At 58.5% G+C, this 14,192-nt stretch carries 14 protein-coding genes; 5 read left to right on the top strand and 9 right to left on the bottom strand.

The window, feature by feature from the left end; translation table 11 throughout:
- The first annotated feature begins 352 nt into the window (after nucleotides 1-352).
- Entirely contained in the window at nucleotides 353-736 is a 384-nt protein-coding gene (gene panM, locus MOQ06_RS16660) for an aspartate 1-decarboxylase autocleavage activator PanM (RefSeq protein WP_148420550.1), read from the top strand.
- A 119-nt stretch (nucleotides 737-855) separates the two neighbouring features.
- Here the strand turns inward: panM and livJ are convergent, their stop codons facing one another.
- The 6 genes from livJ to ftsY form a co-directional block, all read right to left on the bottom strand.
- Nucleotides 856-1,956, bottom strand: a complete 1,101-nt coding sequence (gene livJ / locus MOQ06_RS16665; RefSeq protein ID WP_242174019.1) for a branched chain amino acid ABC transporter substrate-binding protein LivJ — start codon at nucleotides 1,954-1,956, stop codon at nucleotides 856-858.
- Nucleotides 1,957-2,152: 196 nt separating this feature from the next.
- Nucleotides 2,153-3,418, bottom strand: a complete 1,266-nt coding sequence (locus MOQ06_RS16670) for a 4-aminobutyrate--2-oxoglutarate transaminase (RefSeq protein ID WP_242174021.1) — start codon at nucleotides 3,416-3,418, stop codon at nucleotides 2,153-2,155.
- 136 nt (nucleotides 3,419-3,554) lie between these two features.
- Entirely contained in the window at nucleotides 3,555-4,412 is an 858-nt protein-coding gene (gene rpoH / locus MOQ06_RS16675) for an RNA polymerase sigma factor RpoH (RefSeq protein WP_000159624.1), read from the bottom strand.
- 251 nt (nucleotides 4,413-4,663) lie between these two features.
- Nucleotides 4,664-5,719: a permease-like cell division protein FtsX gene (gene ftsX / locus MOQ06_RS16680; RefSeq protein ID WP_242174023.1), complete on the bottom strand. Its 1,056-nt coding sequence runs from the start codon at nucleotides 5,717-5,719 to the stop codon at nucleotides 4,664-4,666.
- The gene (gene ftsE, locus MOQ06_RS16685; RefSeq protein ID WP_003861525.1) at nucleotides 5,706-6,377 is read right to left on the bottom strand and encodes a cell division ATP-binding protein FtsE; all 672 of its coding nucleotides are present in this window, start codon (nucleotides 6,375-6,377) and stop codon (nucleotides 5,706-5,708) included. Before ftsE ends, ftsX begins: the two co-directional genes overlap by 14 nt.
- A 2-nt stretch (nucleotides 6,378-6,379) precedes the next feature.
- The gene (ftsY, locus tag MOQ06_RS16690; protein WP_242174025.1) at nucleotides 6,380-7,840 is read right to left on the bottom strand and encodes a signal recognition particle-docking protein FtsY; all 1,461 of its coding nucleotides are present in this window, start codon (nucleotides 7,838-7,840) and stop codon (nucleotides 6,380-6,382) included.
- Nucleotides 7,841-7,966: 126 nt separating this feature from the next.
- Here ftsY and rsmD point away from each other — a divergent pair, with 126 nt between their 5' ends.
- Nucleotides 7,967-8,569 (top strand): 16S rRNA (guanine(966)-N(2))-methyltransferase, encoded by a 603-nt coding sequence (rsmD, locus tag MOQ06_RS16695; protein WP_148420545.1) that lies wholly within the window; start codon nucleotides 7,967-7,969, stop codon nucleotides 8,567-8,569.
- Nucleotides 8,553-8,834 carry a DUF1145 family protein gene (locus MOQ06_RS16700; protein WP_148420544.1) on the top strand — a complete coding sequence of 94 codons (282 nt, stop codon included), beginning with the start codon at nucleotides 8,553-8,555 and terminating at the stop codon, nucleotides 8,832-8,834. The genes rsmD and MOQ06_RS16700 overlap by 17 nt, the downstream gene beginning before the upstream one ends.
- A gap of 87 nt (nucleotides 8,835-8,921) precedes the next feature.
- Here the strand turns inward: MOQ06_RS16700 and MOQ06_RS16705 are convergent, their stop codons facing one another.
- Nucleotides 8,922-9,281 carry a DUF2500 domain-containing protein gene (locus MOQ06_RS16705; RefSeq protein ID WP_242174027.1) on the bottom strand — a complete coding sequence of 120 codons (360 nt, stop codon included), beginning with the start codon at nucleotides 9,279-9,281 and terminating at the stop codon, nucleotides 8,922-8,924.
- A 129-nt stretch (nucleotides 9,282-9,410) separates the two neighbouring features.
- Between MOQ06_RS16705 and MOQ06_RS16710 the strand changes: the two genes are divergently transcribed.
- Both MOQ06_RS16710 and zntA read left to right on the top strand, forming a co-directional pair.
- A complete protein-coding gene (locus MOQ06_RS16710; protein ID WP_063865366.1) occupies nucleotides 9,411-10,037 on the top strand; it encodes a lysoplasmalogenase in 627 nt (208 codons plus the stop codon).
- Nucleotides 10,038-10,113: 76 nt separating this feature from the next.
- Nucleotides 10,114-12,285, top strand: coding sequence for a Zn(II)/Cd(II)/Pb(II) translocating P-type ATPase ZntA (gene zntA / locus MOQ06_RS16715; RefSeq protein ID WP_242174029.1), 2,172 nt, complete (start codon nucleotides 10,114-10,116; stop codon nucleotides 12,283-12,285).
- Nucleotides 12,286-12,374: 89 nt separating this feature from the next.
- On the opposite strand, the gene MOQ06_RS16720 is transcribed toward zntA, so the two are convergent.
- Both MOQ06_RS16720 and MOQ06_RS16725 read right to left on the bottom strand, forming a co-directional pair.
- The gene (locus MOQ06_RS16720) at nucleotides 12,375-13,661 is read right to left on the bottom strand and encodes a TRAP transporter large permease (RefSeq protein WP_148420541.1); all 1,287 of its coding nucleotides are present in this window, start codon (nucleotides 13,659-13,661) and stop codon (nucleotides 12,375-12,377) included.
- A 10-nt stretch (nucleotides 13,662-13,671) separates the two neighbouring features.
- A complete protein-coding gene (locus MOQ06_RS16725) occupies nucleotides 13,672-14,181 on the bottom strand; it encodes a TRAP transporter small permease (RefSeq protein WP_148420540.1) in 510 nt (169 codons plus the stop codon).
- Nucleotides 14,182-14,192 lie beyond the last annotated feature (11 nt).

Consider the following 14,192-nt stretch of genomic DNA (forward strand, 5'->3'; position numbering starts at 1 on the left):
ATGCACAACGCTATTTTTACCAGTGCCTTTAATGGTTTAGCGCAGGTTTATATCAAAAACCAGACTAATATCTCTATTTTTCAGGCGATTAAGGAAAGATAATATTCTGAAATCAGGCAGAGATAAACAAATAAAAGCGCCTTTTGCAGCATAAAATAACGGTACAATGCACGGAATAAATCACTGCCTTTCAGGTTAAAATCCTGCTTATTTTTCAATCCATGTGTTTTCGAACTACACAATGCATTGTCAAAAAACTAATCGCCTGGCAAACGGGAATAAAAAGAGAAAGCCCCGGGGCAGGTAAATTGAGTACACTGGCCCCACTTTTATTGATTTGGACAAGCAGCTAATGAAACTGACTATCGTTCGTCTGGTGACCTTTAGCGAACAGGATCATATCGACCTGGGCAAGATCTGGCCGGAATATTCCCCTTCGTCGCTGGCCGTCGACGAGAATCACCGCATTTATGCCGCACGCTTCAACGAGCGCCTGCTGGCTGCCGTTCGCGTGACGCTGAGCGGCACGGAAGGGGCGCTGGACTCGCTGCGGGTGCGCGACGTGACCCGCCGTCGCGGCGTCGGGCAGTACCTGGTTGAGGAAATTATCCGCGACAACCCGAGCGTGACCTCCTGGTGGATGGCCGACGTGGGGGTGGAGGACCGCGGCGTAATGGCGGCGTTTATGCAGGCGTTAGGGTTTACGGCGCAGGTAAACGGGTGGGAGAAGCGCTAGATGTGTGCGGCCTGATTCGTGCGGCCTGATCTGTGCGGCCTGATGCCCTCACCCCAGCCCTCTCCCACGGGGAGAGGGGGCAAACATTAAAAAAGGCAACTTACGTTGCCTTTTTGCTTTTATTTGGCGTCAGTAGCAGTACCGTTCGCATGCCAGTCAAACACGCCGAACTCAAAGCCCTTCAGATCGCCCTTATCATCCCAGGAGAGCGGCCCCATCACGGTTTCCACGGAGTTCGCCTTCAGCCAGGCGGCAATCTCAGCCGGATCGGCCGACTGGTTCAGGCCCGCCTGCAAGGACTGTAGCGCGGCGTAGGTCGTCCAGACGAACGCGCCGCTTGGATCCTGTTTCTTCGCTTTGATGGCATCCACAACAGGTTTGTTCGCAGGCACCTGGTCGTAGTTCTTCGGCTTGGTCACCAGCAGCCCTTCAGCAGATTCACCCGCGATGTTAGACAGAGAAACGTTCGCCACGCCTTCCGGCCCCATGAACTGGGTTTTCAGGCCCGCCGCACGCGCCTGGCGCAGGATCTGCCCCATTTCCGGGTGGTAGCCGCCGTAGTAAACGAAATCGATATTCTCTTTCTTCAGACGCGCCACCAGCGTGGAGAAGTCTTTCTCACCGGCGGTAATGCCGTCGAAGAACACCACGTTAGCGTTCGCTTTTTTCAGGTTGTCCTGCACCGCACGCGCCAGACCTTCACCGTACTGCTGTTTGTCGTGAACAATCGCGATGCGCTGCGGCTTCACTTTTTCCACGATGTATTTCGCGGCGGTTGGCCCCTGATCGGAGTCCAGACCGGTGGTACGCAGGATCAGCTTATAGCCGCGCGCGGTCAGCTCCGGCGCCGTCGCAGCCGGGGTGATCATCAGAATGCCTTCGTCTTCGTAGATGTCAGACGCGGGCTGGGTGGACGAGGAGCACAGGTGGCCGATAACGTATTTGATCCCGTCGTTCACCACTTTGTTCGCCACCGCGACCGCCTGTTTCGGGTCACAGGCATCGTCGTATTTTACGATCTGCAGCTTTTCGCCTTTGATGCCGCCCTTAGCATTAATGTCTGCAACCGCCTGCTCCGCGCCCGTAAATTCCTGGTCGCCGTACTGGGCTACCGGACCGGACATCGCGCCCACCACGGCCACTTTAATATCGGCCTGCGCCATGGTGCTGAATGCCAACGCGATACATCCTGCCAGTAACGCTTTACCCTTCATATTCATCCTGAGATTCCCCATTATTATGGTTATTACGATTGTTGTGATGTTGTTGTGTAGCGCTTTATTTCAGTTATAGGCGTGCTGCTCGCGCTTTTTCAGCATACTCTGCTAAAACATACCCCATTTTTATGATTTTGGAATAGCTAATTTGAAATGAAAATATGATAAGCCCGGCCGTCATTTCGCCGGGCTTTTGGCTTTATCGTGTCAGCGAGGCGGAAATAATATCCAGCGCTTTACGGAACTGCGCTTCGGGGATGGTGAGCGGATAGAGGAAGCGGATAACGTTGCCGTAAACGCCGCAGCTCAGGAGCAGCAGCCCTTCGTTCAGCGCGCGCTGCTGCACCTGACGAGTAAATTCCGGCGACGGCTGTCCGGTTTGCGGATCGGTAAATTCTACCGCCACCATCGAGCCCTGCGCGCGAATGTCGGCGATCCAGGGGCAGTTGTCCTTCGCTTTATGCAGCACTTCCACCAGATGATGGCCGAGATGCGCCGCGCGGGTGCAGAGATCTTCTTCGTCAATCACGTCCAGCACCGCATGGGCCGCAGCAACCGCCAGCGGGTTACCCGCGTAGGTGCCGCCCAGCCCGCCCGGCGCGGGGGCATCCATCACCTCCGCCCGGCCAGACACCGCCGAGAGCGGCATCCCGCCCGCCAGGCTTTTCGCCATGGTGATAAGGTCCGGCTTCACGGTGTGGTTTTCCATAGAGAACAGCTTGCCGGTCCGGGCGAAGCCGGTCTGCACTTCATCGGCAATCAGCAAAATCCCGTGCGCGTCGCACAGGGCGCGAAGCGACTGCATAAAATCAGCGGGCGCGACGTTGAAGCCGCCCTCACCCTGAACCGGTTCAATAATGATTGCCGCCACCTGATCGGGCGCAATATCCGCTTTGAAGATGCGCTCCAGGCTTTTTAGCGCTTCGGCGGTGCTGACCCCGTGCAGATCGTTGGGGAATTGCGCGTGGAACACCGAGCCGGGGAACGGGCCGAAGCCCAGCTTATAGGGGGCCACTTTGCCGGTCAGCGCCATGGTCATGAAGGTGCGCCCGTGGAAGGCGCCGCCGAAGGTGATAAGGCCGGGACGTCTGGTGTACGCGCGGGCAATTTTTACCGCGTTTTCGACGGCTTCCGCCCCCGTCGAGAAAAAGGCCGTTTTTGCCGGGCCGTCTATCGGCACGCGCTGGTTGATGCGCTCGGCAAGCGTCACGTAGCCTTCATAGGGGACAATTTGATAAGCGGTGTGGGTAAAGGCGTGGAGCTGTTTTTCGATGGCGGCGATAACGTCAGGATGGCGATGGCCGGTGTTCAGCACGGCGATCCCGGCGGCAAAATCAATGTACTCGTTGCCCTCCACGTCCCACACCGTGGCGTTTTCGGCTTTATCGGCATAGAAGTTACACATCACGCCGATGCCGCGCGGCGTCGCCTGCACGCGCCGGTCGTTCAGTTCGTTATTTTTCACCCTGTCCCCCTGAGAAAGTCGCCTGCTTAGCGCATCAGTAAGTGTTTGCCAGGGGGGAGAAATTCGCCAGAGCGGGCGCTAAAAAAACAAAACCCCCGAATTTGCATTCGAGGGTTCTCGGTGTACTTCGCAGAAATTACGCTTCGATAGCGGCGCGAAGTTTTTTCATGGCGTTCTTTTCAAGCTGACGCACGCGTTCAGCGGAAACGCCGTAGCGGTCGGCCAGCTCCTGTAGCGTGGACTTGTTGTCTTCGTCCAGCCAGCGGGCGCGGATGATATCCTGGCTACGCTCGTCGAGACCTTCCATCGCGAAGGTCAGCTTGTTCGCCGCCTGGTCTTCCCAGTTATCCTCTTCAATGCCGTCGGCAAAGTTAGAGGTTTTATCCTGCAAATACAGGACCGGGGCCATCGGCTGGCTGTCAGAGGCGTCGTCGTCGGCGGACATATCAAACGTCATGTCCTGCGCGGCCATGCGGGATTCCATCTCGCGGACGTCTTTGCTGGAAACGCCCAGCTCGCGTGCCACCATTTCCACTTCATCCTGGTTGAACCAGCCCAGACGCTGCTTGGTTTTACGCAGGTTGAAGAACAGTTTGCGCTGCGCCTTCGTCGTGGCGACTTTCACAATACGCCAGTTACGCAGCACGTATTCGTGAATTTCTGCTTTGATCCAGTGCACGGCGAAGGAGACCAGTCGAACACCCACTTCCGGGTTGAAGCGACGTACGGCCTTCATCAGGCCAATGTTACCTTCCTGAATCAAGTCCGCCTGCGGCAGGCCGTAGCCCGCGTAATTACGAGCAACGTGAACAACAAAGCGCAGGTGAGACAGGATCAGCGTTTTAGCTGCTTCCAGATCGCCCTGGTAATGCAGCTTTTCAGCAAGCTCCTTTTCTTCCTCGGCCGTTAACATCGGCCAGGTGTTCGCAGCCCGGATGTAAGATTCCAGGTTACCAACAGGGGCTAAAGCTAAAGTTTGCATTTCTTTGGTCATTCATTCCTCTCAATGTTTCTTCTGGTCCAGGTCGTCCCCGTCAGGCAACAACCATGCCAAAGCGTTTGAGCAGCGAGATTAGCATTCACTCTTTTATCAGACAGTGATTTTATCCACAAGTTCCAGGTGCAACCGTGAATAAATTACGCACAAAATGTGACATGAAGATGATTACAGGGGAAGAGACAACAGGGACGCTTTCCCTGCAGAGCGAACATCTCGGTGCAGGGAAAGATTATATCACGCTTTTATTAGTCGGGAGTAAAGTGGCGTAAATGTTGAACCGTCGCCAGCCATGCTGCCACCCAGCCGATCATCGAACAGACCAGCAGCAACAGCAGGCACTCATCGAAACCTAAGCCACTGATATCAAACTTCGTTCCGAAAACCTGTGCCACCTCAGTGACGGCGGACGACAGCCGCATGACCAAAATTTCTGACAAAATCAATGAAAGAAATGCACCAGAAAAACCTAATAACGCGCCGCCATAGAGGAACGGGCGGAGGATAAAGCCATCCGTTGCGCCAATCAGCTTCTGCACGTTGATGGTATCGCGACGGGCAAAAATGCTCAGGCGCACGCTGTTACCGATGACGAGGAACACCGCCGCCACCATCAGCACGCCGATCATCGCCGACACGCGCCCCACCAGCCCGGTCAGCGCGGCAAGGCGGGCAAACCAGCTGTCGTCCATGCGCACTTCATCAATCCCGTTAATGCGGGTGATGCGGTCGCGCAGGGTGTTGAGCGAATCAGTGCCCTGGAAATCGAGCTTCGGGATCACCACCGCCACGGCGGGCAGCGGGTTCTCTTCGAGCATATCCAGCGCCCCGCCAAAGCCGGACCAGTTGCGGAATTCGCCCAGCGCTTCGTCGCGGGAAAGATAGTTGACCTTCTCCACGCCCTGCTCGGCCTGAATCTGCCCGACCACCTGCGCCGCCGCGTTATCGTCGAGCGCCTTATCCAGATAAACGGTGATCTGCGGCGACGGATAATACTGGGACGCCGCCTGGTTCACGTTCTTATAAACCATGTAGCAGACGCTCGGCAGCGTCAGGGAGATGGCGATCACCATCACCGTCAGGAACGTCGCCAGCGGCTTGCTTTTCAGATCCTGCAACGCCCCCTGGAAGGCGTAGCGCACCTGTTCGTTGAAGACGTTGGTTTTGCGGGAGTTCGGTTTCGGTGTCGCCCTGGCGCGCTTTGGCGCATTGCGATTGCCGTCGCCGCCGCCCTGCGGCTTGCGGAAACGGTCAAACCGGTTGCTGAACTGCCGAATCTGGTTCATTGCATCACGCTTGTTCACCGTGGCCTCCGTGCAAGTGCCCGTCGCTCAGGGTCAGCATGCGGTACGAACGACGGGAGATAAGCCCCATGTCGTGCGTCGCCATCAGTACCGTGACCCCCACGCGGTTAAATTCCTCAAACAGACGCAGGATCCCTTCGGACAGGGCATCGTCCAGGTTACCGGTCGGTTCATCCGCCAGCAGCACGGCAGGCTTGTTCACCACCGCACGGGCAATGCCCACGCGCTGCTGCTCACCGCCGGACAGCTGGATAGGAAAGTTCTTCGCTTTGTCCAGCAGCCCGACCTTATCCAGCGCCGCAGAGACGCGACGGCGGATATCATCGTAGCTGGCGCCGGCAATAATCAGCGGGATCGCCACGTTGTCGAAAACCGTGCGATCCATCAGCAGGTGGTGATCCTGGAAAATCATGCCAATCTGACGGCGCAGAAACGGCACTTCACGGTTCTTTAGACGGCTAATTTCATGGCCGCTAAACCAGATTTTCCCGGCGCTTGGCCGTTCGATCCCACAGATAAGCTTGAGCAGGGTACTTTTCCCCGCGCCGGAATGGCCGGTCAGAAATGCCATCTCGCCTGGCTGCAGATGGAATGTCACCCCCTGCAGCGCTTGTCTCCCACCGAGATAGGCCTTGCTGACGTGTTCAAAGCGAATCATTGTTAGTCCTCTCGGGCAAATAATGCCTCAATAAAGTCGTCCGCCTTAAACGGACGCAAATCCTCAATACGCTCGCCCACACCGATGTAGCGGATAGGAATGCCGAACTGGTCGGCCACGGAGAAGATCACCCCGCCTTTCGCGGTGCCGTCCAGCTTGGTCAGCGTGATCCCCGTCAGCCCTACCGCTTCATGGAACAGCTTCGCCTGGCTAATGGCGTTCTGTCCGGTGCTGGCGTCGATAGTCAGCATAATTTCATGCGGTGCTTCTTCGTCCAGCTTCTTCATGACGCGGACGATTTTCTTCAGTTCTTCCATCAGGTGCGATTTGTTCTGCAAACGCCCTGCGGTATCGGCAATCAGCACGTCCACGTTACGCGACTTCGCCGCCTGAATGGCATCGAAAATCACGGAGGCAGAGTCCGCCCCGGTGTGCTGGGCAATCACCGGAATGTTGTTGCGCTGGCCCCACACCTGGAGCTGCTCCACCGCTGCCGCACGGAAGGTATCTCCCGCCGCCAGCATGACCGATTTGCCCTGCTGCTCAAACTGACGCGCCAGCTTGCCGATGGTGGTAGTTTTACCCACGCCGTTGACGCCAACCATCAGAATAACAAATGGCATTTTGCCTTCAATATTAAGCGGTTCGTCAACTTTTGCGAGAATTTCGCCCATCTCGTCTTTCAGCAGGCCGTACAGCGCTTCGGCGTCGCGCAGCTGTTTGCGGCTCGCCCCTTCGGTCAGGTTGGTGATGATCTTACGCGTGGTTTCCACACCCACGTCCGCAATCAACAGCTGCTCTTCCAGCTCCTCGAACAGATCGTCGTCGATCTTCTTGCCGCGGAACAGACTGATAAATCCGGAACCTAAGTTTTCTTTGGTTTTTAACAGGCTGCGCTTCAGGCGGGCGAAGAAACCTTCTTTGGTCGGCTTCTCCTGCTCCTGAGCGACGTCCTCTTCGGCCTGTTCTTCGACCTGCTCTTCTACCGGCACGACGATAACCGCTTCTTCAGCCGCCTGCGCCGCCAGCGCCTGCGCTTCCAGCTCTTCGTCGGTCAGCTCCGGCTCAAGCGCGGCTTCTTCTTCCACCGCCTCAACAATTTCAACGGTTTCCGCTTCGGCCTGCCACTCTTCGGCAGTGGCCTCTTCGGCTTTCACCTCTTCCGGCAGCGGCAGCGCTTCGTGTTCGATAGCGGCCTGCGGCGTTTTGACAACAACCGGCTCGGGCTTCTCGCTCTCCTGAACCTGTTCAGTGATCTCAACCACCTCTTCAGCAAAGGTTTCAATCTCTTCTTTGCTGTGCGCCGTTTCTTCCGCCTCGACAACCGCAGCGGTTTCTACAGGCGTTTCAGGCTGTGACTGCTCTTCTGCAACCTGTTGTTCTTCGGTTTTCTGTTCTGTTTCTTGCTCTTTTTCACCGAAACCCAACCAGGAAAAGAAGCCACGTTTTTTTTGTTTTGCCATCTGCGACTACACTCCTCGCGGCGCTATATACAGGGAAGCTAAAAAAATGATGAAATAGTCTAACACTTTACTTAATTGACATCACCGCCCGCAATCGCAGGGCATTGTTAACAGAGCTTTCCTGAGATGAAGAAACCCACCCGCGCCCCGGCCGGTCAAATACGAATTATCGGCGGTCAGTGGCGAGGCCGGAAATTACCGGTGCCGGATAGCCCCGGTTTACGCCCCACCACGGACCGCGTTCGCGAGACGCTGTTCAACTGGCTTGCCCCCTCAATGGTAGACGCCAGTTGCCTGGACTGCTTCGCCGGGAGCGGTGCGTTAGGGCTGGAGGCGCTGTCGCGCTATGCCGCCAGCGCCACGCTGCTGGAGATGGAGCGCGGCGTCGCGCAGACGTTGCAGCAAAATCTGGCTACGCTGAAAGCGAACAACGCGAAGGTGGTGAACACCAACACGCTGAGCTATCTCGCGCAGCCGGGCACGCCGCATAACGTGGTGTTTGTTGACCCGCCGTTCCGCAAGGGGCTGCTGGAAGAGACGCTACTGTTGCTGGAAAAAAATGGCTGGCTGGCAGACGACGCGCTGATTTACGTTGAAAGCGAGGTGGAGAATGGCCTGCCACCCGTTCCCGTTCACTGGGATCTGCACCGCGAAAAGGTCGCAGGCCAGGTGGCTTATCGTCTGTATCATCGTCAGGCACAAGGAGGCTCCGATGCCAGTACTGATTAACCTGGGACGTTTGCTGATGCTGGGCGTCTGGGCATTTTTGATTTTGAATCTGGTGCACCCGTTCCCGCGTCCGCTTAATATCTTCGTTAACGTGGCGCTGATCTTTACCGCCTTCATGCACGCCCTGCAGATGGTGATGCTGAAAAACGGCCTGCCGAAAGATAGCCCACCGATGACCGGCTGGCAGCAGCTGCGGGTGTTTATTTTCGGCGTGTTCGAGCTGCTGGTGTGGATGAAGAAATTTAAGGCGCAGGTGAAGAAGTAACCCCCTCACCCTAACCCTCTCCCCGAAGGGGAGAGGGGACGCTTACACCCTCTCCCCTTCGGGGAGAGGGCCGGGGTGAGGGGAAAATTACTGCTCCGGTTCAAACCCTTCAAACCGCGATCCTTTGTAGCTCAGCGTCCCTTTCTCTCCCACCGTCAACTGATGGTACTGCTGCGCCTCCAGGCGGAAGGTCATCTCCAGCCCGCCGGTTTCCGGCTTAAAGCTCGCGTCATAGCGCATCGCTGTGCCGGCTGGCGTGACCTGCTGCTGGCGTGAACGGCGATCGTTGAGCGGTTTCTCGCGCTTGTTGGTCACCACCACGCGCTTTTGCACCAGCGGCGCGGCATCGTTGTCCGCCTTCTCGCGGCGCTGCTGCACGAAGCGAAACGAGGCGGCAATAACGATAATCGCCACCACGATAATGAAAAAAAGCGGCATCTTGCTCATACAAACGTCCCATCAGATTATGCGGAATTCAGGATACCTCGCCTGCCCCGGCATTGCCAAACGGCCGCTCGCGTCACTACACTGGATCAGAAACTGATTATTCAGCCTCAACAGTTACAGGGAGTTAATATGCTTTGGTCATTTATCGCTGTCTGTTTTTCCGCATGGCTTTACGTCGATGCGTCCTATCGCGGTCCAGCCTGGCAGCGCTGGTTGTTTAAACCCGTCACGCTGCTGTTGCTTCTGCTGCTGGCCTGGCAGGCGCCGATGTTTAACGCCATCAGCTACCTGGTTCTCGCCGGGCTGTGCGCCTCCCTGATTGGCGATGCCTTAACCCTGCTGCCGCGTCAGCGCCTGCTGTACGCCGTTGGGGCATTCTTCCTCTCCCATCTGCTCTATACCATCTACTTTGCCAGCCAGATGACGCTCTCCATCTTCTGGCCGCTGCCGCTGGTGCTGCTGGTGATTGGCGCGCTGCTGATTGCGGTGATCTGGTCGCGCCTGGAAGAGATGCGCCTGCCGGTGTGTACCTTTATCGCCATGACGCTGGTGATGGTGTGGCTGGCCGGTGAGCTGTGGTTCTTCCGCCCGACCTCACAGGCCATGTCCGCCTTCTTCGGCGCGGCGCTGCTGTTGCTCGGTAATATCGTCTGGCTGGGCAGCCACTATCGCCGCCGCTTCCGCGCGGATAACGCTATTTCCGCCGCCTGTTACTTTGCCGGACACTTTCTGATTGTGCGTTCGCTGTACATCTAAATAACGCTTGACTCTGGAGTCGACTCCAGAGTGTATGCTGCGGTTAATGAGAAAATTATCATTACCGGAGACTGCCATGTCGACTCCAGAAGCACCAAAAAAAGTCCCACAATTCTCGGCGCTTAAGCTCAGCCCGGTTCCGCCGAAAGACGACTGCTGCTGCGAGGGAGCATGCGAAACGCAGGCTGACGTCCTGCCGGAAAGCGGTAGCCGCTACAGCTGGCTCGTCAACGGTATGGACTGCGCCGCCTGCGCCCGTAAGGTTGAAAACGCGGTAAGGCAGGTGCCGGGCGTGAACCACGTTCAGGTCCTGTTCGCCACCGAAAAGCTGCTGGTCAGCGCCGATAGCAACGTCAGCAAACAGGTAGAAGCCGCGGTCAGCAAGGCGGGCTATACCCTGCGCAGCGAAACGACGCCTGTTGAAAAGACCTCCTCCCTGAAGGAAAACCTGCCGCTCGTGACCCTCATCATCATGATGGCCCTGAGCTGGGGGCTGGAGCAGGTTAACCATCCGCTCGGCAACCTGGCGTTTATCGCCACCACGCTGGTCGGCCTGTTCCCGATTGCCCGCCAGGCGCTGCGCCTTATGCGAAGCGGCAGCTGGTTTGCCATCGAAACGCTGATGAGCGTGGCGGCCATCGGGGCGCTGTTTATTGGCGCGACGGCGGAAGCGGCCATGGTCCTGCTGCTGTTTCTGATCGGCGAACGGCTTGAAGGCTGGGCGGCGAGCCGGGCGCGTAAGGGGGTAAGCGCGCTGATGGCCCTGAAGCCTGAAACCGCCACGCGGGTTCTGAACGATAAGCGCGAAACGGTGGCCATCAGCACCCTGCGCCCGGGCGACGTGATTGAAGTGCCCGCAGGCGGGCGCCTGCCTGCCGACGGCGCGCTGCTTACCGCCACCGCAGGCTTTGACGAAAGCGCCCTTACCGGCGAATCCATTCCGGTTGAACGCGCGGCAGGAGAGAAAGTGCCCGCCGGCGCCACCAGCGTTGACCGCCTCGTGCAGCTTAGGGTGCTGTCCGAACCGGGAGACAGCGCCATCGACCGCATCCTGAAGCTGATTGAAGAGGCCGAAGAGCGACGCGCGCCGGTCGAACGCTTTATCGATCGCTTCAGCCGGATTTACACCCCCGCCATCATGCTGGTTGCCCTGCTGGTGACCGTCGTTCCTCCGCTGTTTTTCGGCGCGCCGTGGGAGGGCTGGATTTATAAAGGGCTGACGCTGCTGCTGATTGGCTGCCCGTGCGCGCTGGTGATCTCCACGCCGGCGGCCATTACCTCCGGGCTGGCGGCGGCGGCACGTCGCGGAGCGCTGATTAAGGGCGGCGCGGCGCTGGAGCAGCTGAGCCAGATCCGGCACGTCGCCTTCGACAAAACTGGAACGCTCACCGTCGGCAAACCGCAGGTGACCGGCGTGTATCCGCAGGATGTCAGTGAAGACGATCTGCTGACGCTGGCCGCTGCCGTGGAGCAAGGCTCTACCCATCCGCTGGCGCAGGCGATAGTGCGCGAAGCGCAGGCGCGCGGGTTAACGATCCCGGCGGCAACGGCGCAGCGCGCGCTGGTCGGGTCTGGGATTGAAGCGGTGGTCGACGGAAAAAAAGTGCTGATCGCCGCGGCGAGCCACTCCCCTTCCGCCCGGGTTCAGGCGCTGGAGCAGGCCGGGCAAACGGTGGTGACGGTAATGCAGGACGATGTGCCGATGGGCTTGCTGGCGCTGCGCGATACCCTGCGTACTGATGCGAAAGAGGCCGTCGACGCACTGCACAAATCAGGCATACAGGGCGTAATCCTGACCGGCGATAACCCGCGCGCGGCGGCAGCGATCGCCGACGAGCTGGGGCTGGCGTTTAAGGCCGGATTGCTGCCAGCCGATAAGGTCAGCGCCGTCACCGAACTGAACCGCCACGCCCCGCTGGCGATGGTCGGCGACGGCATTAACGATGCCCCGGCAATGAAGGCGGCGACCATTGGCATTGCCATGGGCAGCGGCACCGACGTGGCGCTGGAGACCGCCGACGCGGCGCTAACCCACAACCGCCTGACCGGGCTGGCGCAGATGATTAGCCTCGCGCGGGCCACGCGCGCCAACATCCGTCAGAACATCGGCATTGCGCTGGGCCTGAAGGGAATATTCCTCGTGACCACGCTGCTCGGCATGACCGGGCTGTGGCTGGCGGTGCTGGCCGACACCGGGGCGACGGTGCTGGTGACGGCGAACGCGCTGCGGCTGTTGCGTCAAAGGTAAAAGTGAAACGGCAACCGGGTTGCCGTTTCTCGTGTTTGCCCCCTCTCCCCGCGGGAGAGGGCCGGGGTGAGGGCATCAGGCCGCACGCGTCACTGCATCCCTAACACCCCCGGCAGCCAAAGGGAAATCGCAGGGATGTAGGTCACCATCCCCAGCACCACCAGCAGGATGCCGTAAAACGGCAGCATTGCGCGCACCACGGTTTCGATCTTCTGCTTACTCACCGCGCTCGCCACGAACAGCACCGACCCGACCGGCGGGGTGATGAGCCCGATCCCCAGGTTGACCATCATGATCATGCCAAAATGCACCGGGTCGATCCCCAGGGCGTTGGTCACCGGCAGCAGCACCGGCGTCAGGATCAGGATGATCGGCGCCATGTCCATCAGCGTGCCTATCAGCAGCAGCATGATGTTGAGGTACATGAGGATCACGTACTTGTTATCGGAGAGCGAGGTGAAGAACTCGGTGATGCGCATCGGCAGCTGCATGTAGGTCATTACCGCGCCAAACGCTGCCGCAAAGCCGATCAAAATCATCACGATGGTGACGGTTTTAACCGTGCGGCACATCAGCTTCGGCAGTTCGCTCCACCTGTAGTCGCGGTAGATGAACATGGTGACGAAAAACGCCCATAGGCAGGCCACGGCGGCGGATTCCGTGGCGGTAAAGATTCCGGACAAGATCCCGCCGAGGATAATCACCACCGTCATCAGCCCCCACAGGGCGTCGAGCATAATTTTCAGCGCCTGCCTGAACGGGATTTTATCCCCCTTCGGATAGCCGCGCTTACGGGCGAAGCACAGGCAAAGCACCATCAGGCTTACGCCAAGCAGCAGGCCCGGCAATACCCCTGCGATAAACAGCGTGGCGATAGAGACCGTTCCCCCCGCCGCCAGGGAGTAAATCACCGAGTTGTGGCTGGGCGGGATCAGGATCGCCTGCACCGACCCGCTCGCCGTCACCGCCGCGGCGTATTCGCGCGGATAGCCCTTCTTCTCCATTTCCGGAATCATCACGCTGCCGATGGACGCCGTATCCGCCACCGACGAGCCGGAAATCGCGCCGAAGAACGTCGAGGCGACAATGTTCACCAGCGACAGTCCGCCGCGAATAAAGCCGACAAACACGTAGGCGAAATTCACCAGACGCCGGGCAATGCCGCCTTCCGCCATGATCGCCCCGGCGAGGATGAAGAACGGGATCGCCAGCAGGGTGAATTTATTGACCCCGCTGGTTATCTGGATCATCAGCGCCTCCAGCGGCAGGTCGATCCACAGCGCGCCCGCCACGGCGCTTAGGCCAACGGCGAAGGCCACCGGCATACCCAGCGCCAGCAAAATGGCGAGGGTGAATAACAAAATAAAAGCATCCATCGTTCACCCCTTAACTGTGATTGCCGATCAGCACGACCGGACGGTTTTCCTGTGAGCCAAACAGCAGGCGCTCAAGCACAAACAGGATCAAAATGGCCGACCCGACAGGCAGCGGCAGATAGCTTTCGCCGGAGGTCAGGAGCGGAAACTCTGCCACCGGCTGATCCCATAGCTCGACGCACAGCCAGTAGCTGTACCAGCACATCAGGCCGGCGATCAGCAGCATCAGCAGGTCCACCACCCGCGCGCACAGCCGTTGCAGCGACGCGGGCAGGCGGTCGGTAAGCATGTTGACCGCAATATGCGATCCGGCGCGGTAGCTCACCGCCGCGCCGATGAAGGTAAACGTCACCATGCAGATGATGGCGACAGGCTCGGGCCAGGATTCCCCGCGATTGAGCACGTAGCGTGAGAAGATGCCAATGGGGATCACAATCGTCATCACCAGCAGCGAGACGCCCGCCACCGTCATGGCGAGCAGGTACAGACGGTCCATCCACTTCAGGTAGAGTTCGGACATACGTACTCCGG

Source organism: Enterobacter sp. I4 (assembly GCF_022669095.1).
Classification (GTDB): Bacteria; Pseudomonadota; Gammaproteobacteria; order Enterobacterales; family Enterobacteriaceae; genus Enterobacter; species Enterobacter pasteurii.